Origin of the sequence: Levilactobacillus andaensis, assembly GCF_016861695.1 — a bacterium.
GTDB lineage: Bacteria > Bacillota > Bacilli > Lactobacillales > Lactobacillaceae > Levilactobacillus > Levilactobacillus andaensis.
This window is the reverse complement of the sequence record NZ_BOLP01000027.1, coordinates 1-20119: the sequence shown is the minus strand read 5'-3', so window position 1 is coordinate 20119 and position 20119 is coordinate 1. Positions and strand designations below refer to the sequence as shown.

Below are 20119 nucleotides of genomic sequence, written 5' to 3'. Positions count from 1 at the left end.
ATACCAAGTATCAAACCGCCCTACACATATTTGGTTTGTCGAAACAATGTTCAGTTTTCAAAGGTCTACCAAGTTATCAGGGAAGCAATTACTCCGTGACAACTTTTAAAGTATATCATGTCGTCAAAACCTTGTCAACAACCTTTTTTGTTTCCGTTGAATATATATTCAGCATTTAGAAACAATCAAAATCGTCGATGCCGGTAACAGACAACATAAATCATTGTATCAGTTACCATTTAACTCGTCAAGCACAAATTTCAATTTGTATGGCTATCCATAAACTAAATTTTTATGCATTCAAGTTGGCTTGATGACAACAAATAATATCTTATCAATTTTCCCCAACGAGGTCAAGCGAATTTGTCAAAAAAGCTCAAAAACATCACCACCCTAACCACTCTGTCTTCCTCTGGGTAATAAACGCCCGCCTACTGCGCCTTATTACGCCCCCTCCCTTACAGCTTTCCATCTCCCAGCTAAAGGCAAGACTCACCGATACGTAGAATATACATAGTAATAGAATGCTTGCATATACCCTCCTAGAAATTCACCACAGCCCCTCTCACCACAAGTAAGCATCAATGGGGTTCAGCCAGCTGTCGCCAAACGACCAATAAAAAAACACGCACGTCACCCGGGAAAAGAAACGTCCTTTCCTCCGATGGCATGCATGTCATTCATTTATCAGTTTATCTTGCATTAGAAAATCGTTGAACCGGTGTCTCACGACTGTGGGCCGTTCGTTTAGCTAAGAAGTTATCCAAAATATCGACCATCACGACTTCCTCTGTGGCATCGGTCAACGCCACCTTGGTCCGTGCAGTATGGGGAATTCCCTTTAGATAGTACGCCACTTGATTGCGAAAATCACGAGGGCCTTCAACCGCTCCCTTGGCCGCACACAACTGGTGCAGATGTTCCTTAGCAATGGTGACCTTTTCTTCCGCCGTTGGCTCCGGTAAAAGCTCACCAGTCGCCAGATACCGATTGACCTGTTGCAGCAACCAGGGGTTCCCCATCACTGCACGGCCAATCATTACCGCATCGGCCCCAACTTCGTCTAACATGCGTTTGGCATCCTGCGGTGTGCGAACATCCCCGTTGCCCATAAAGGGAATTGTCAGTTGCTGGGCCACATCATGGAGAACATCCCAGTCAGCGTGGCCCTGATACATCTGCTTACGCGTCCGCCCATGCATCGCAATGGCACTCGCCCCGGCCCGTTCAGCCGCCAGTGCATTCTCGACAGCAAAGACATGATGGTCATCCCATCCCGTCCGCATCTTCACGGTAACCGGCTTATTCACGCTAGCAACGACCGCTGCCACCATGTCATAGACCTTGTCCGGATCTAACAGCCATTTAGCCCCGGCATCTGTATTCACAACCTTGTTGACCGGGCACCCCATATTGATATCAATAATATCTGCTGGCGTATGCTGATCAACAAATTGCGCTGCTTGAACCAGGGTTTCCTTGGTCCCACCGAAAATCTGAATACTCATCGGGTGCTCTTGCGGGTCGACCGTCATCATATCTAGCGTCCGTTGATTCTGATAGTGGATTCCCTGACCCGAGATCATCTCGCAAACGACCAGTCCGGCACCAAATTCCTTGCAGATCACGCGAAATGCCACGTTGGTCACACCAGCCATGGGCGCAACAACGACCCGATTAGGAATCTCAACATCGCCAATCTTCCAGGTCATGTCGGTTCCCCCTACTTTGCTTGCGCCTGCGTGAGAATTTCACGTAGTTCGTCTTCAGAGAATTGGTACTTGTTGCCACAGAAATGGCAAACCGCTTCCGCACCATGGTCCTCATCGATCATTTCCTGAATCGCCTTCGGTTGGATAGCCGCCAGTGACTTCGCGAACCGGTCCTTCGAGCAGTCACACTTAAAAGCAACTGGCATCTTCTGCAGAATTTTGACCTTTTCATCCTTAAACAGTAACTTCAAGATATCTTCTGGTGTCTGACCATCCAAAAGGAGTTCAGAAACCATTGGCATTTCCTTAATTCGTTGTTCCAAGCGTGCAATGGCTTCATCTGAGGCCCCGGGCATCACTTGGATCATGAATCCACCCGCTACTTTGACAGTGTTGTTGGGTTGGACAAAGACCGAAACGCCAACAGAACTTGGAATCTGTTCAGACTTGGCTAGGTAATACGTGAAGTCCTCACCCAGTTCACCGGATATCAAAGGTACCTGGCCCGTGTAAGGTTGACCCAGGCCCTGGTCCTTGGTCACGGTTAGCATCCCGTTAACGCCCACGGCCTTTTTCACGTCGATCTTGTGTTTTTCATTTAACGGTAAGCTAATGTGGGGGTATTGAAGATAGCCCTTAACCGTACCATCTGCATTCCCATCGACCACGATTGCACCAACTGGTCCATGACCATTGACCTTGACCGTGAGTTTTTCTTTTCCCTTCAATAGAGACGTCGACAAGAGCATGGTCCCAATCAATGTCCGTCCAAGGGCTGCGGTGGCGGCGCTCCAGGTGTCGTGCCGTTGTTGGGCTTCCGCTACCGTATCCGTAGCGTCCACCACGTAGGCCCGGAACATGCCGTCGTCAATCAAACTTTTTACTAAATAATCTGCCATTATGAAATAAGTCCTTTCGTTACGTTAGTCATGCCTTACCTTACCAGAAACCGGCTCATTTGCAAATACTGTTACTTGAAAATGTCATTCATATCACGCGGATTTTAGCCATCAAGATTGCAAGTCATGACTCTCTTTTTCATATTTGGTCCAAACAAAAAAGGGGCAAGATTGACATCTTACACCCTTTCAGTAACCTATTCGGAATCACTCGAGTTATTGTTAGTTGCATCGGATGACTCATTTGAATCGGCTGAACTATCTGCATCATCTGTTGCAGAACTCGTTGCGGATTCAGCTTCAGTAGCTGAATTGCTTGCAGCTGACGAAGCGAGCTTAGCTTCCGTAGAAGCTTGGCGTTCGGCTTCGCGCCGTTCGAGTTCACGCTTGGATTCTTCAAACGTTGCGGCCTTTTCACTTGGAAATTCGGCGTTGCTGTCCTTTTCAGGCATCTTCCCAGTGTTAAACAGGCTGAGAATTTGCTTTTCGTCCAGCGTTTCGTATTTCAATAAGGCTTCCGCGATAATCTTGTGTTCCGCCTTGTGTTCTTCGAGAATCTTCCGGGCAGTATCGTGTGCTTCCCCGATGATCCGACGAACTTCACTATCAATTAAGTTAGCGGTGTGTTCAGAGTAAGTTGGCTGACCCGGATAACCGGCCCCAGCAAATGGTTGGCCGCCAGCACTTTCTAGTGCAACAGTCCCCAACGCGTCACTCATCCCATACTGGGTAACCATGGAACGGGCAATTTGCGTTGCCTGTTCAAAGTCATTGGAGGCCCCAGATGATTCGGAATGGAAGATTAATTCTTCAGCAGTCCGACCACCCATTAAACCAGCAATCTGTTCCATGGCATCCTTCTTGGACATCAGCATTTGGTCTTCACGTGGGAGCATAATTGCGTACCCACCGGCGCGACCACGAGGCACAATGGTAACCTTGTGGACGACCCGCGCATCGTTCAGAACTAACCCAACGATGGTGTGACCCGCTTCATGGTACGCCACAGTGTTCCGCTCTTGCGGACTGATGACCCGGTCCTTCTTAGCTGGCCCAGCGATGACTCGGTCTTCGGCTTCATCTAAATCAGAAGCATCGATCTGTGTCTTATTCCGCCGTGCGGCTAAGAGGGCAGCTTCGTTCAAGAGGTTTTCCAAATCAGCACCCACGAAACCAGGTGTTTGCTTGGAAATTTCCTTTAAATCAACGTCATTTGCTAATGGCTTGTTCTTAGCGTGAACCTTCAGAATCGCTTCACGACCCTTAACGTCTGGACGACCAACTAAGATCTTCCGGTCAAACCGACCTGGCCGCAATAAAGCGGGGTCCAAAACGTCGGAACGGTTAGTAGCGGCCATCACAATGACGCCTTCACTCCCCGTAAACCCGTCCATTTCAACCAGTAATTGGTTCAACGTTTGTTCACGTTCATCATGGCCACCGCCCATGCCGGCACCACGTTGACGACCAACCGCATCAATTTCATCAATGAAGATGATCGATGGTGCGGCCTTCTTGGCCTGATCAAACAGATCCCGAACACGGCTAGCCCCAACACCCACAAACATTTCTACGAAATCTGAACCAGAAATCGAGAAGAATGGGACTGCGGCTTCACCGGCAACGGCCTTAGCCAGTAATGTTTTACCAGTACCAGGTGGGCCCTCCAGCAAGACCCCAGATGGTATCCGGGCGCCTAATGAAACAAACTTACGCGGATTCTTCAAGAACTCAACAACTTCAACAAGTTCTTGCTTTTCCTCCTCTTCACCAGCGACGTCGGCAAAGCGAACCTTGTTCTCTTTGCTATCAGCCGGCTTGGCTTTACTCTTCCCAAAGTTCATGACACGGCCGTTGCCGCCACCTTGGCCGGCTTGACCCATCATCATGTAGAAGAAGAAGAAGAAAATAACCAGCGGTGCTACATAGACTAACAAGTTAATCCAGAAGCCGCTTGACTCTTCCGCTTTGGTATTCATCTTTACGTTGTGGTTCTTGGCAGTCTGCGCAATCTCGGAAACCGTCGAGTTATTCGTCAAAACCTGAGTCGTAAAGGTGGTCACTGCGGTACTTTGTGAGCCGCCGAGACTAAAACCGGTATTGGTCGTCCGTTTCTGGGCGTTCCGGTATTCCCCGGTAATCTTGTAAACTCCTCCGGAAGGTTGAATGGAGAAGTTCTTGACCTTGTTCGAATTCAAGTCCTTAACGAACTCGCTCGATTGGATTTCTTGGGATTGTGAGCTGGTGTTGTTCCCATTAAACAGGTAAACAACGCCAATGATCAACAAGAAGATCACAATGTAAAATAGACTATTGCGGAACAGTCCATTTCGTCGATTATTCAATGTCGTGCCTCCTTACTCACAGTTCCCAGCATTAAGATAGGAACAAATTTTAGAGCTTATGCCCTTTAACTAAATAAGATGTTATCACAATTGACTATCATTGACTAATTATTTATCTGAATAAACGGATGGCTTCAAAACACCAACGTACGGGAGATTCCGATATTTTTCTTCGTAGTCTAGACCGTACCCAACCACGAACTCACTAGGAACGTTAAACCCAACGTAATCGGCCTTGGCTTCAACCACGCGGCCACTAGGTTTGTCCATTAACGTGCAGACCTTGATTGACTTAGCGTTCCGGTCCTTCAAGAGGTCTTCCAGGTACTTCAATGTCCGGCCAGTGTCGATGATATCTTCAACTAACAAAATGTCACGCCCTGAAACGTCCGTGTCCAAATCCTTCAACAACCGGATGGTTCCAGAAGACTCCGTGCCCCCGTTGTAGCTAGAGACATCAATGAAGTCAATCGTAGCATAGATGTCCATGTCACGGATGACGTCGGTCATAAACAAGATGGCTCCCTTTAAGACACAAATAATTAAAGGCGTCTTATCCTTATAGTCCTCCGTGAGTTGTGTCCCTAAACGTTTGCAGGCTGCGGCAATGTCTTCCTCACTATAAAGGACCTTCAAAATATCGTTATTCATGCTGTTCCCCTTTCGCCTATTCATACTTCAAGACAATGTGATAGTTTTTTGTGTGCGACCGTGGTGGCCAAACGGACCATTTCACGCCTAAGACTGCCAGAACATCGTCCTGTGCCGTGACCAATACGGGTGTCTGTGCGCGCTGATCTCTGGGGACCTTCGCGTTGATCAGGACTCGCCGAACCGCTTGATGATGGCCATCAGCCAACCGCAAGCTGTCCGTTGCCCTGGGCGAGCGAACTTCCAAAGGAAGTTGCGCCGCCGTCAGAGCAATCGTCTCGTGCTCAGAATATTCTGTTCCAGTATCCGTCGAGAAAAGGCCGAGTTGCCAACCATTACCGACCGGTCGCCATTGGTTCAAGTCTACCATAAAACTAAAATGTTCCACGGATTTTTCTACGAAAATTTTTGGTTGCCAGAATCGAAAACTGTCATAGCGTTTCGTCAGCTGCCACCCCTGGCCAAACGCAACCATTCCTGTCGGGTGTTCCCGGCTATTTAACAGTCGTAAAACTGCGGCTAAATGTGACGTGCTGGCCGTGACTGCTGGCGCCGTTTGCTTAATTAACCGAGCCAACAAAAGTTGTTGTTCGGCCGTTGGGCGGGCCAGCAACTGCTGAATGTCCCCCGTCACCGGAGCACGTTGGCTAACAATTTGGGCCAATCGGTCATCCAACGCTTGGTCGGCCACTGCCAACGTCGCCTGTAGCTGCTGGGCATAGTCGCGTAAGTGTTGGTCGACCTGGGGATTTTCCTGGCGCAACGCCGGTAAGAGCTCATGCCGGACGCGATTGCGACTCGCAATCAGCTCCTGATTCGTCGCATCCTCATACCAGGGAATCCGGTGAGTGATAGCGTAGGCCCGTAAGTCTTGCTTGGTAAACGGCAGCAGTGGATGAATCACCTGACCATTTCCCAGCGGCCGTTGCGGTGCCATCCCCGTTAACTGGGACAACTGACCACCACGGATCAGCTTGAGCAGAATCGTCTCAGCCTGTTCATCGGCTTGATGTGCCGTTGCCACCCAGTCGGCCTGCTGCGCCTTGAGTTGCTGTGTGAAAAAATCATACCGAAATTTCCGGGCAGCGGCCTCCGTACCATGCGTTGGCTGCTGGTCACGGGGCCAAACTGTCGCAACTAGTGGCAACTGATGCTCGTGACACCATTGCTCCAGGAAGGCGGCTTCCGTTTTACTCTGCTCGCGTAACTGGTGATTGACGTGAACGACGGTCAATTGCGGCCGTTCAGCAGCGGGTAGCTGACAAAACAACGCCAGCAATACCATGGAGTCGACACCAGTCGAGACGGCAACGAGTCCGTGCTGCTGCGGATCATTCCACCCGTAGCGCTGACAGTGACGTCGAAATTCGGTCTCTAGCGACACGTTGCTCACCTCTTTAATCCGCCTGATATGAAAAAGGGCCGCAACAAGTGCGGTCCTCTTAACTTCGGGTGCTAGTCGAATGACTAACTGCGCCGACCACCACGGCCGCCACGTTTACCTTCAGTGTTACGTTTAATCGTTGCCAAGCGGTCCTCACTTTGCTTCAAGAACCCTGACATCAAGTCGTCAAAACTTTCTTCATGTTTGGCTGCGTGATGGCCAGAGAAACGACCATTCGCTGAACTCCGGTGTGGCCGTGGCCCATTACTGTTGCCACCATTGCCCTCAAACCGCCGGCCGTGGCTGCCATGATTCTCACCACTATTATGATTGCCACCGTTACCGTGGAAATCGCGACTGCCGCCATGATTGTTACCTTCATGGTTGTTGTCGTGATGTTCGCCGTGGTTGTGTGGCCGTTCTGATGCCGGATGATCGGTGGCTTTCCGAATGGATAACCCAATCTTACCGTCATTGCCAACGGTCAAGACTTTAACCGTCACTTCATCACCAACGGATAAAACATCGTGGATGTCCTTCACGTACCCGTCAGAAATTTCACTAATGTGGACCAAACCGGTCTTGTGGTCACCTAAATCAACAAATGCACCAAAGTTCGTAATTCCGGAGACCTTTCCGGAAACTTTAGCTCCAACCTCGATTGCCATAAACAAGAAGTTCCTCCTTAAAATAAGTGCTTTCAGTATAACACAATTTTAACCAATCCCAAACGACTAAAGTCAAAAACAGCATGCTCTGAACAACTTTTTTGACCGTGGTTAAAGCCTGTTAGATTAACTTTCTACCTGACTCCTTGATTTTCAGAAGTCTTTCGTTAACACCTTAAAACGTCTCGTCATTTTCAGAAAACGTTAATATTATTTTAATAAGCCAGACGTTTGCTAAAAATCGTAAGACCGACCTGAGTTTTGATGTCAGTTAGCCGCACCGTTCCGGCCCATATCTGCCGGCCGGTAAGGCGAGATTACCCCCAAGCTTTCCCCTTAAGTGTACCCCTAATTCCATAACAATAGTGCGCAAAAAAAGCGACCCCGAGATAAATCCCTCGAAATCGCTCATTTTACTTACTTGGCCGTGACGTCGTTCGCATGGTCACCTGGCAAACTATAGATGGTCTCGCCAGATTTAGAATAATAGTACTTTGACCGAATCAACTGACCCAAGTAATCTTTATTGTTTAACTGTTTGATTTGTAATTTAAGATCCTGGCTATCCGCCTTGGTCTGCTTCAACTGCCGCTCGCTCGTGGCCACTTGTTGATTGACCGTGTGCAAGCTCGCGTTGGTGCGGACGAGTTGAATTCCGAGGATGATCGCAAACACTGCAAAAACAGCCCCAATACGTAAGGCACGGCGAATCCGCCGATGACGCAACCACCCCGTATGGTGCGCTGCGGCGTGCTGCCGATTCAAGAGTCGCGTATAGTCATTATCAAGCTGTTCAATTTTTGCTTGCTTCGGCCGCGTATCAGCCATCCCACTCACTCCTCAGTTTTCACCAGATAGGTTAACTTGAGTATAGCAAGTTTCAAATTGCACGTCCAGACAGTTAAGTATATTGTAAAACATTCGTCATATTTGGAGCGTTATTCTTGCCGAAAGTCCTGTGCGTATTCTTCCTTGACGATGGTGTACATCCGTTCCGCATCGTCCTTCTTCGTGGTTTCCAGCAATTCATTAACTTTGACCGTTAATGTTTTGTTGCCGAACTTAATAACCAGCTCATCATTTGTTGCGACATCCGTTGAGGACTTGGCAACCTTGCCGTTGATTTCGATTCGGCCCTTGTCGGCAATTTCCTTCGCTACTGAACGCCGCTTGATGATCCGTGAAACCTTCAAATATTTATCTAATCGCATTTTATTTTCCTCCGTGTTGACTTATTTTTTGCCATAAACGTAAGACCGCTTTGGCGTGCGGCACCGCTAACCACTCCCGTACCGTCAGGAGTTGCCAACTCAGGGCTAACCCTAAGAACAGCAGCACCCCCACTGGAATCGTGATCAGGAGCGCACCCCCGGCCGCTAATCTGCCGGTCATAATTGCCGGCCACCAGAATGCTAGGAGCATCGCCGTAAACCTGACGCCTGCGACCATTAAGATGGTACAGCCGAGGAGCTTTCGAATAAACGGCCGCGACCAGATGCCGTCACGTAACTCATTGGGTGAGCCGTACCAGATGACGAGAAACATCACGACTAGGCTCAGGACCGTCAGCCAACTGGCCCCACTAGCACCGAAATTACGCACAGCCCAGTGGTTGACGACGGCCTTGACCAACAGACCGACCATCAGTGCCACCACTGTCAGTCGGTACGCATTTTTACTCTGTAGCACGCTATTATACGTTTGAATCAAAGTTGCTAGGATAATGCTCAGCATGTAGACACCGAGCATCCCCGACCCCTGTTCGTCACCAAACAGCAAGCGGTTGATCCACGGCATCAGACTGATCAGTCCGGCCGCCGCGGCCGTGGCGATGACCAGTGCAATGTGCATCATGGTCGTCGTCAGCTGTTTGAAGGCCTTGGGGCGGTGTTGATGCTGGGCCTCGGCCAGGGCTGGTAGGAGTGACGTTGCAAAGGCTACTGCCACCACTAAGCCCAACTGGACCAGTGGCTGAGCGCGGTCATAGACCCCCTTTAGGCTCTTCGCCGCGAGATCGCCCATGCCGCCGGCCACCAACCCATTCTTCACCGTAAATGAATCCACGAGCTGGAGCAACACCATCATGGCCGTTAGCAGGCACAACGTCCCCCCTTCGATCAACAATCGTCGGCCGACGTGAGCAACGCGTTTCCCCGTTGCTACTGACCGTTGGCGCCACCCCGGCAAGACGGCGAGGGCCGCCACCGCCGCAATCGTTCCGCCGCTCAGCGCCCAGGTCCCCATTCGGTAGACGGACCACTGATGATGGATCGCCCAAGCAGCCGCCACCAAGATGACGACCACCCGGACCAGTTGCTCGACGACTTGCGAGCGCGCGGTCGGCAACATTTGAAACTGGCCTTGGTGGTAGCCCCGACTGACGGACAGATCTGGCATGAACAGAAACATCCACGCCACCATCTGGATCAATGGGGCCAACTGGCGGTCGCCCATTCCCCGAGCAATCACATCCGCTCCGAGCATCAGGCCACCAAACATCACGAGTGCCAGGCCCCAGACCCACCGATAGACTTGGCGAGCGACCTGCTGCTGGCTTGGCAAGTCTGGTGCTTCAGCAATCAATTTGGAAATAAACACCGGCAAACCACTGAGGGCAAAGGTCATGCCGATACCGTACAGTGGATAGACCTGCTGATACACGTAAAACCCGGTGTTGCCGACCATGTTTTGAAAGGGAACCCGGTAGACCGCGCTCAATAGCTTAGCAATAAACGCCGCCACCGAAAGAATCAGGGCCCCTTGCAAGGTCTTATTCACGTTGCGGTTGCCCATGGGCGCCCTCCTTAATCTTCAGCCGTTGGCGCGTCGTCCTTAGGCTTCGTGGTAACTTCCACAATGTCTCTGAGAGCCGCCATGAACTGTTGGACCTGTGGCAACCAGTCGTTGACCGTCATGTTCGGTTGGAGGACCAACCTCACGTGCAGCCGGTCGTCGTTGATGCCCACGGTCGCCTTTAATTTGGTTGCGGCTAAGGCTTTGAAGACATCCTCGCCGCCTAAAATGTTGGTGCCACGTTTGGAAATCGTGACGAAGACATCCCCGTTAACCCGGCGAATCTTATCGACCAACGCCAAATCGGCTGCTAGCTTCAGCTGACCAATCGTCAACAGTTGACTGACCGCATCCGGGTACTCCCCGAACCGGTCGATCAGGTCTGCCTGAATCTCACTGACTTCATCGTCACTTTCCAGTTGCCGAATCCGTTTGTACATTTCGATCTTTTGTTGTTCATCTTCAATATAGTCGCTTGGCAGGTAAGCTTCTACACCCAATTCGACGGTCGTGTCCGTCTTTGGCTGCGTCTGCTTGCCCCGCTTCTTGGCGACTGCTTCACTTAACATTTGCGTATAGAGATCATACCCCACGGAATTGATGAACCCGTGTTGTTGTTTACCCAACAAGTTACCGGCTCCCCGAATAGATAAGTCTCGCATGGCAATCTTAAAACCAGACCCCAGTTCGGTGAAGTCCTTGATGGCTTCCAACCGTTTCTCACTGACTTCGGTCAACACCTTGTTTGGCTTATACGTGAAGTAGGCGTAAGCGACCCGGTTGCTCCGCCCGATACGACCCCGCAGTTGATACAACTGTGACAGCCCCATCCGGTCGGCATTTTCCACAAACAACGTGTTGGCATTCGGAATATCGATCCCGGTTTCGATGATGGTCGTGGTGACCAAGACATCGTAGTCTCCGCGTAAGAAGTCAAATAAGACCCCCTCGAGCTGGGATTCCGTCATCTTCCCGTGAATGTAGCCAACTCTCGCCTCGGGAACCAGCGCCTGAATCTGACTCACGGTTTTCTCGATGTCGCCAACCCGGTTGTGCAGGTAAAAGACCTGCCCGCCCCGTTGCATTTCCCGGCGAATCCCGTCTTGTATGGCGCCGGCATTCTGTTCCATCACATAGGTCTGGATTGGAAAACGGTTAGCCGGTGGCGTCTCGATCACGGAGAGGTCCCGCACACCGAGCATCGACATGTGCAACGTCCGTGGAATTGGCGTCGCCGTCAAGGTCAGCACGTCCACGTTCGCCTTTAACTGCTTCAACCGTTCCTTATGCTTGACCCCAAACCGCTGTTCTTCATCGACCAAGACCAGGCCGAGATTCTTAAACTTCACGTCCTGGGACAACAGCCGGTGGGTTCCCACTACGATATCCAGCTGACCGCTCTCCAGGTCCTTGATGGACTGATGGATCTGCTTAGTCGTCCGGAACCGTGAGAACATCTCAACGTTGATGGGATACCCCTCAAACCGGTTGATCATGGTGTCGTAGTGTTGCTGGGCCAAAATGGTCGTTGGCACCAGGAAGGCGACTTGTTTGCCCGCTTCAACGGCCTTAAAGGCCGCCCGCAAGGCCACTTCGGTCTTCCCGTAGCCCACATCACCGACCAATAGTCGGTCCATGGGCCGCGCCTTTTCCATGTCGTGTTTCACTTCGTCGATCGTCCGTAACTGATCGGGCGTCTCAGCGTAGGGGAAGTCATTTTCGAAATCCGTCTGCAGGCTATCATCTACCGGGAAGGCAAAGCCCTTCTCGGCGGCGCGCTTAGCGTACAGATCAACCAGTTCATCGGCGATGTCTTCGATCTTAGCAGCGACCTTGCTCTTGGTCTTTGCCCACTCGGAACCACCTAGCTTGTTGATCCGCGGCTTCTTGTCCTCGGACGACACGTACTTCTGAATCAGATTTAATTGCGTTACCGGGATAAAGAGTTGCGCGTTGTCCTGATAGTCGATGGTCATGTAATCCTGGTGAACGCCATCAACCGTCAGCGTCTGCATCCCGATGAATTTCCCGATACCATGGTTCACGTGGACCACGTAATCGCCAGGCTTCAAATCGGTATAGCTCTTCAACCGTTCGGCGTTGGCCATAGTCTGGCGCCGAGGTCGCTTCTTGGTGACCTTCTGGAACATTTCGGCCTCGGTGATGACGACCAATGACGCCTCGGGCAACTCAAAACCGGTCCGCAGACGTTCGGGGACTAACTGTGTCAAGCCAGCCTGCAAATTAGCCGACTTGGTCATGACGACCTTGATTTCGAAGTCATCCAGCGTCTGTTCGATCTTAGCTAACCGCTCTTCGTCTTGAACTAAGAGCACGATGGTCTGCTTTTGCTTATGCCACCGGTCGATTTCCGTCTTCATGACGGGCATTTGGCTAAAGAACTGTTGCATGGCCCGCGTCGTCACGTTGGTTACGGCTTGGAATCGCAGACTGCCCATGCCCTTTTGGAAAAGAGCCAACACGATCTGGGCGTGAGCATCGTTCTTAACGATGGGCCGCAGTTCGCCGCCAAAGACCTGTTGCGTGAAGATTTGGTGATGAGCCAATTTATCAGTGGCCCAGTTCGCCTCATCCTCTAAGAGTTGCCGTTCGGCATCCTGGAGACGCGAATAATCCCCGAACAACGCCACCCCGTTAGCTGGTAAATAGTCCAACAACTGGTGATGTTCTGGGAATAAATAATCAGCAAACTCCATTAATTGCGGGTCAACTGACCCCTTTTTCAAACCGTCGATCAACGGTTGCACCTGATCGTTTAACGTGGTCGTCGCCTCGGCATCCAACTTAGCCACCTGTTGTTTCAACTCAGTTTCTAGTGCCGTTGCCCCGGCGTTCCGCTCGTCGGCCGTTAGAATAAAGTCGGTGGCTGGGAGGACCTCCACCTGATCAACATTTTCAATACTCCGCTGTGTGGCGGGGTCAAAGTAGCGGAGGGAATCCACTTCGGTATCAAAGAAATCTAACCGGACCGGATAATCCGCCGCTAACGGATAAATATCCACGATGGACCCCCGCACGGCAAAGTCGCCAGGGCCCGCCACCAACTTCTGGTGCGCATAGCCCATGGCAAATAACCTCTGTTGCAGGTCCTCCAGGTCGAAGTCATCCCCGACCTTGACCGTAAACCGGGCCGCCGCAAAGTTATCCGGTGCGGGCAAGAACCGCCGCAGGCCAGACAGCGCCGTCACAATAACGACTGGTCGTTCACTCTGCAAGGCCCGCAACGCATCGATTCGCGCCGACCGGTATTCGGGCGAACTCGTCGCCACCTCGGCCGCTAACAATTCCTCCACTGGAAACTCAAAGAGCTCGTCATCGGCCAGCAGGTTCGCTAGGTCGTCGACGAGTTGTCCAGCATGATAGAGCGTATCCGTGACGTAGACCAGGGACCGCTGTTGTTCGTGGAGCAGACTGGCGATGAATAGCGTTTCCGCTGAGCCGTTGAGCCCCGTTACCAACTGACGTTGACCGGGCGCTAACGTTTGGCGAATCGTTTGATACCCCGCCGTCTGCGTCATAAATCCTTCTAAATTCACGCGATAACTTCCTATTCTTAGTTGAAATGTTTCTAAACATGCAGCAGCCGTCTTCGATGGTCAGGTACTCCGCCCGGTGAGGCAGACCTGAAGCCTTACAAAAACCGCAAGTCTTCAGGGCGACTTGAAACCTCGCCAAGCCCACGAGTTTCCAAGTTCGGCCCGTGTTCTAAGGCCGGAAAATTCGCCGACCTAAGAACACCGACACCGGGCTCCGTACCCGACCACCTACGACTACGATTACATTAAAAATCGTCAATTTATGCACCGGTCAATCCAACACTTCATTTGCCATCGAAACATAATGGTGCTTTAGATATCACGGTTACTAATTCAAATAACACTCTTAACAGTCTAGCGTTCCCTAATTTTCTTAGTTAGACTGCCTCATCAATTCCGTACCTGACCATCTTCGACTACGTTTGCGTTAGAAACCGTCAGCAATCATTCACCCATGTATCAGGATTACGTTAAATTTTGTATAAGCAATCCACCGTCAACTCAAGGTAAACGTTTATCAGGATTCTCTTTGAAGGTTAAATTGCCTGTTGCATGCCAGCACTAGTAAAAATCAGTACTGGAAAGTTAATGTAGATTAATCTGTTGCACTCTCAGTAGCCGTTGAAAATCCCGTGCACCATGACACCTGATGGTTATTCCACAGCCGCCCGTGAGTACACATGTAAGCCGAGAGGTCGGCAGATATGGGCTCAGGCGCGTCGTTCTACTTAGTCAGTAGGCGAATTTCCTACTGGCTTAGTAGAAAACCAAGCTTGAAGACTCGGCACTTTCGAGGCTTCAAGTTGTGTTCGCACCGTTCCAGCCCATATCTGCCGGCCGGTAAGGCGAAAGGACACCCGGCGTTGCCTAGTTATACTGATTCATCAATTTCGGGAATTCACTGCCATCAATCCAGTCTTCCAGTGCAGACACAGCGTTGTCCTTGGCTTGGTTGAACAGGGGTGCTTGCTCAGTGGTAAATTTTCCTAAGACGTAGTCGACCACCGTGTGTTGTTGGGGGTGGGCAATGCCGACCTTGATGCGCTTGAAGTCCTGGCTGGAGACGTGGGCAATGATGCTCTTGATTCCGTTATGACCACCGGCTGAACCGTGGTCACGTAGACGAATACGGCCCAGTGGCAGGTCCATATCGTCATGCACGACCATGATGTCATCCAGGTCGATCTTGAAGTAGTTCATTAAAGGATGCACGGCGCGACCAGATTCGTTCATGAACGTTGTTGGCTTAACCACCAACACCTTTTCCCCGTTAACCAGCCCGGTGCCATAGCGGGCGTCTAGCTTACGCGTTGTCAATTCGATGCCATGCTTCTGGGCAAAGGCGTCAACGACCATGAAGCCTGTGTTATGCCGTGTTTCTTCGTATTGTGGTCCAATATTCCCTAAACCAACGATCATTTTCATGTTATCTCGTTCTCCCTCAATGCAGTTTCCTGAGCTAGAAACAAAATAGCCGGACGGGACCGTTTCTCCCCGTTCAGCCGGCTCAGGTTATCTTCTCAATTTCAAATTCATCACTTCTGAGTATAGCATAGTCCCCCTTTAACTTCACGAATGAGACCCTTAAGTGAAATAGATTGCAAAGATAGCGTTTCCATTAAGGAAGTTTTGATTCGGAGTCGTGGTCGCCCGTCAGGTTACATGTTATACTAGGTCTCGGGTATTATTGCGACCCTGACGTCAAAATTTTATAGGAGATGAAGAATTTGACTACTAAGAACCATCAAAAAGTTGTTTTAGTCGGTGACGGTGCTGTCGGATCATCATATGCTTACTCAATGGTGAACCAAGGTTTAGCCGAAGAATTCGTAATTGTGGATGTTATTAAGGAACGTACTGAAGGAGACGCCTTGGATCTTGAAGACGCCCAAGCCTTCACTGCTCCTAAGAAAATTTACTCCGGTGACTACTCCGACTGCAAGGATGCAGACGTTGTTGTTATCACTGCGGGTGCCCCACAAAAGCCCGGCGAAACTCGTTTAGACTTGGTTAACAAGAACTTGAAGATTTTGTCTTCAATTGTTAAGCCAGTCGTTGATTCTGGTTTCGACGGTATCTTCGTTGTTGCTGCTAACCCAGTTGACATCTTGACTTACGCAACTTGGAAGTTCTCTGGTTTCCCAAAGGAACGCATTATTGGTTCCGGTACTTCTTTGGACACTTCACGTCTGCGTGTGGCCTTGGCTAAGAAGCTTGGTGGCATCGACCCTCGTAACGTTGAAGCTTACATCATGGGTGAACATGGTGACTCTGAATTCGCTGCCTACGACGAAGCAACTATCGGTTCTCGTCCATTGAAGGACGTTGCTAAGGAACACGGCTTGACCGATGATGACTTAGCTAAGATCGAAGACGACACGCGGAACAAAGCTTACGAAATCATCAACCGTAAGGGCGCAACCTTCTACGGTGTTGCGACCTGCTTGATGCGCATCACCAAGGCTATCTTGCGTGACGAAAACGCCATCTTACCAGTTGGTGCCGCATTGAACGGTGAATATGGTTTGGACGATATCTTCATTGGTACGCCAGCCGTTATCAATGGTAGTGGTTTAGCTAGCGTTGTCGAAGTTCCTCTCTCCGACAAAGAAAAAGAATTAATGGCTAAGTCAGCTGCAACCTTGAAGAAGGTTACGAAGGACGGTTTAGCAGCCCTTTAATCAGTTAACTCAGTTCTAAAACGAATCGTCGTTGCCCGCGGGTGACGGCGATTTTTTTGCGTTGAGAACTGGATTGGTTAAAAATGGTCGCACTCCGGCTGCCAGGGATTCCGCCTGCTGTGGGGACGCTTCAGCCTGAGAAGCAGGCTTCTCGCTCGCTTTGAAGCCACGAAAAACACGTGTCTTCAAAGTCGCCCATATTGTGAGCTAGCCACCGGCCAGCTCACAATATTACCACGGCTGGCTGCATCCCTGGCCTCCTACGGCTAAGGTTGATGTTCAACGACAACATGGCTGCGCCACGGGCTAAGCGACTACTATTTATCTCCCAATTTTCATTTTTACTAACCAATCTAAGCTAGCAATCAGCACACGTCATCAACTATCTCAATCTAAAATAAATTCACCGCTACAATTATCTAAGAATAAATTAATTGCCACTACCATCCACCACACTCAATCCCCCCACCCCTCCTGTAATTAGTCACTTTCTAAAAATAATATTTTTTTATTTGACCCCCTCCTTAACGTTGAATATCACTATTTCAATAGCCGACGCACCCGCCGCAAAAGGCATCATAACAGCTAAACCAGCAAAAGAGTAAAATTTCTTTGAGACCTGACCGAATAAGTAATGTAATCGTTAACATGGGTGCATCCAGATTGTCATTTAAGGTTGTTTGAAGTAAGCTTGAGTTATGCTATGAAGTGATAGTTAAGAATGACGACTTTTCCTCCACAGGCTATTTTTTAGGAGGTCTCATGATGAAGAAACGAAAAGCCTTCGTGATTGGTCTTGCCACCGCCATCGTTGCGGTCGGGGCCATTTACGTTGGACAAGCTCTACATTACTCTTCGGCGCAGGTCTTCTTTAAGGATACCGAAATCGCCGGAGTTAACGTTGGCGGAAGCACCGCCAGTCAAGCCGCCACTAAATTGAAATCGGCTTTGAAGAATCAACAGCTGACCCTCAAGGATGGCAGCGAGACCGTCTCTACTTTCAAGACGCAGCAGGTCAACCTAAAAGTGACCTCGCAAACTGCTTTGAAACAACTGATTGCTAAGCAAAATATTTGGAGCTGGCCCGTTCACGTCACTACGGCGACAGCGGACAGCATCGAACTCAATGCTAGCAACGAAAATCAACAAAGTGTTCAGGCCCTTGCCAAGGAAATCTCGACCAAGGCCAACAAGACCAGAACTGCCCCCACGGATGCCACCTTTACTTACCATGACGGTGAGTACGTGACCACCAAGGCGCACACTGGTAATCAACTCGATGCCGCCAAGGTTGCGAAGTCGATTACCCTGGCCATTGAAAAAGGAAACACCACCGTTGATGTTTCCCAGGACTATTTGAAACCCGATGTCACGACTAAATCCGCTGCGTTCAAGGCTGCCGAGAAGAAAGCCGAAAACATTACCAAGCAGACTTACACGTATAAGTTGAGTGGGCACAAAATTACGATTCCCGCTGCTACTCTAGCCAGTTGGCTGACGTTTAAAAACGGCAAACTGACAACCAAGACGGACCTGGTTAAGGAATACTTGACCAAGCTCAGCAGTAAGTATGGGACCATCAACAAGACGCGAACCTTCAAGTCTACCAAACGCGGCACAGTTAAAGTTAAGGCTGGGCTCTATGGTTGGAGTATCAAGGTCAAATCCGAAACACCAACGCTCAGTAAATTGGTTCTTGCCGGCAAAGGCATGGATCGGACGCCAACGATTCAAGGTAGCGGCTATCACAACAGTGGAACCGATATCGGCAATTCGTACGTCGAAGTTGATAAACAGAACCAACACATGTGGGTTTACAAGAACGGAAAAGTCGTCGTTTCTACCGACATTGTGACTGGATTACCAACCACTGCCCACCACACGCCAACTGGTGTCTGGGTCATCTGGAGTAAACAACGGAACACCACCCTGCGTGGTAAAAATGATAACGGGTCCAACTATGCTTCCAAAGTGAAGTACTGGATGCCGATCGATGATACCGGCGTTGGGATTCATGATTCGCCATGGCAGCCAGAGTATGGTGGCACGTGGTACAAGAAGCACGGGTCACATGGCTGTGTCAACACGCCACCTTCGAAGATCAAGTCGGTCTATGAAAACGTTAGCGTCGGCACACCAGTTATCGTCTTCTAATAGAACTCTAAAAAAGTTGCGGTTACCCTTGATGGGTGCCGCAACTTTTGCGTTAATTTATTTTAAAGCTAGCCCAATTGCCAACAACACAATGATTGCCACGAATGCGGCAACCGTCCAGTACAGCCATTTTTTCGTAATGATCGGCTTATCCTGTGGGTCATGCGGTGTCTTCACGTGACCACCCTCCTTGCCTAAATCTTTCTCTCATTTTAACATGCTTTTACTGGAAAATGACTACCAGCGAACCGCGAAATATGGTATTATTAGGAAAGATTATTAGAAGTTTCTAATTTTAGGAGGTCGTCAGCTATGCTGCTAAAATCCCTAGTGAAACCGAAAGAACGTTTAGTTACGGTTCGCGAGGACGTTACCTTGGAACAAGCCTTAAAGGTCTTGGAAGATTCTGGTTATCGGTGTGTGCCGATCCTAGATGAAACCGGCCAGATTTTCCGGGGGAACATCTATAAAATGCACATTTATCGCCATAAGTCTCGGGGCGGCGATATGCAGCTCCCGGTGACGTCATTACTGAAGAACGCCACGAAGTTTATTTCCGTTAACGCGGCTTTCTTCAACGTTTTCTTCTCCATCAAGGATTTACCTTACATTGCCGTGTTAGACGACAAGAATGCCTTTTATGGTATCTTGACGCATACGCGCTTGATGGATATGCTTTCTCAATCTTGGAACGTCAACATTGGCAGTTACGTGATCACAGTGGTCTCCGCTGGTGAACGCGGTGATTTAGCCGGCATGGCCAAGATTATCACCAAGTACACGTCGATTGCCAGTGTGATCAGCCTAGACGCCCAGGAAGGCGAACTGGTTCATCGGACTATGTTCACTCTCCCTGCCGAGGTCGACGAAGAAAAATTGGACCGCATCGTGAAGGCCCTCGAACGCAAGGAATTCCATGTTCCCGAAATCGAAGATCTACGTCACGAAAACTAGTTAACGAACGAAGCGTTGCCGCATTTGCGGTGACGTTTTTTGTTTTGGGAGAGTGGGCCCAGAGGCGCTTAGCTGGCGAGCATTAACGCGACTAACCGAATAATCCCGATCCTGGATTGTTTGGTTAGTTGTGTTAAGCGGAACCGGCTGCCTCTGGGACCACGTTTCAGCAATTTCAGGTGAAAACGCTGAGTTAGCTGTACTCCAGTCCTAGTTGTGCTCTGCCACAACTAGGACAACATAAAAAGGTTCTATGATATTTGGTGTTGATGGAGAAATCCATCGACACCATTTTTGCATAAAAAAAGAGGCATATCACCT

General features: G+C 50.0%; 14 protein-coding genes. 3 read left to right on the top strand and 11 right to left on the bottom strand.

What is annotated here, in order from left to right:
* Positions 1-692: 692 nt before the first annotated feature.
* The 11 genes from dusB to pth form a co-directional block, all read right to left on the bottom strand.
* The gene (gene dusB / locus JUF10_RS13720) at positions 693-1712 is read right to left on the bottom strand and encodes a tRNA dihydrouridine synthase DusB (RefSeq protein ID WP_203643317.1); all 1020 of its coding nucleotides are present in this window, start codon (positions 1710-1712) and stop codon (positions 693-695) included.
* A gap of 11 nt (positions 1713-1723) precedes the next feature.
* Positions 1724-2611, bottom strand: a complete 888-nt coding sequence (gene hslO, locus JUF10_RS13715) for an Hsp33 family molecular chaperone HslO (protein ID WP_203643315.1) — start codon at positions 2609-2611, stop codon at positions 1724-1726.
* Between the two features lie 197 nt (positions 2612-2808).
* The gene (gene ftsH / locus JUF10_RS13710) at positions 2809-4956 is read right to left on the bottom strand and encodes an ATP-dependent zinc metalloprotease FtsH (RefSeq protein WP_203643312.1); all 2148 of its coding nucleotides are present in this window, start codon (positions 4954-4956) and stop codon (positions 2809-2811) included.
* 108 nt (positions 4957-5064) lie between these two features.
* The gene (gene hpt / locus JUF10_RS13705) at positions 5065-5607 is read right to left on the bottom strand and encodes a hypoxanthine phosphoribosyltransferase (RefSeq protein WP_203643307.1); all 543 of its coding nucleotides are present in this window, start codon (positions 5605-5607) and stop codon (positions 5065-5067) included.
* A 16-nt stretch (positions 5608-5623) separates the two neighbouring features.
* Positions 5624-6991, bottom strand: a complete 1368-nt coding sequence (gene tilS, locus JUF10_RS13700; protein ID WP_203643304.1) for a tRNA lysidine(34) synthetase TilS — start codon at positions 6989-6991, stop codon at positions 5624-5626.
* An 83-nt stretch (positions 6992-7074) separates the two neighbouring features.
* Positions 7075-7659, bottom strand: a complete 585-nt coding sequence (locus tag JUF10_RS13695; RefSeq protein WP_203643294.1) for a S1 domain-containing RNA-binding protein — start codon at positions 7657-7659, stop codon at positions 7075-7077.
* Between the two features lie 417 nt (positions 7660-8076).
* Positions 8077-8487, bottom strand: coding sequence for an FtsB family cell division protein (locus tag JUF10_RS13690; protein WP_203643290.1), 411 nt, complete (start codon positions 8485-8487; stop codon positions 8077-8079).
* Positions 8488-8597: 110 nt separating this feature from the next.
* Entirely contained in the window at positions 8598-8870 is a 273-nt protein-coding gene (locus JUF10_RS13685) for an RNA-binding S4 domain-containing protein (protein WP_125688838.1), read from the bottom strand.
* A 1-nt stretch (position 8871) separates the two neighbouring features.
* A complete protein-coding gene (locus JUF10_RS13680; RefSeq protein ID WP_203643287.1) occupies positions 8872-10452 on the bottom strand; it encodes a polysaccharide biosynthesis protein in 1581 nt (526 codons plus the stop codon).
* 11 nt (positions 10453-10463) lie between these two features.
* A complete protein-coding gene (mfd, locus tag JUF10_RS13675) occupies positions 10464-14009 on the bottom strand; it encodes a transcription-repair coupling factor (protein ID WP_203643284.1) in 3546 nt (1181 codons plus the stop codon).
* 867 nt (positions 14010-14876) lie between these two features.
* Positions 14877-15434 carry an aminoacyl-tRNA hydrolase gene (gene pth / locus JUF10_RS13670; protein ID WP_203643281.1) on the bottom strand — a complete coding sequence of 186 codons (558 nt, stop codon included), beginning with the start codon at positions 15432-15434 and terminating at the stop codon, positions 14877-14879.
* Between the two features lie 293 nt (positions 15435-15727).
* Between pth and JUF10_RS13665 the strand changes: the two genes are divergently transcribed.
* The 3 genes from JUF10_RS13665 (at position 15728) to cbpA (ending at position 19798) form a co-directional block, all read left to right on the top strand.
* Positions 15728-16690: an L-lactate dehydrogenase gene (locus JUF10_RS13665; protein ID WP_203643266.1), complete on the top strand. Its 963-nt coding sequence runs from the start codon at positions 15728-15730 to the stop codon at positions 16688-16690.
* Positions 16691-17455: 765 nt separating this feature from the next.
* Positions 17456-18844: a L,D-transpeptidase family protein gene (locus tag JUF10_RS13660; protein ID WP_203643252.1), complete on the top strand. Its 1389-nt coding sequence runs from the start codon at positions 17456-17458 to the stop codon at positions 18842-18844.
* A gap of 312 nt (positions 18845-19156) precedes the next feature.
* Positions 19157-19798 (top strand): cyclic di-AMP binding protein CbpA, encoded by a 642-nt coding sequence (gene cbpA / locus JUF10_RS13655; protein WP_048732552.1) that lies wholly within the window; start codon positions 19157-19159, stop codon positions 19796-19798.
* Positions 19799-20119 lie beyond the last annotated feature (321 nt).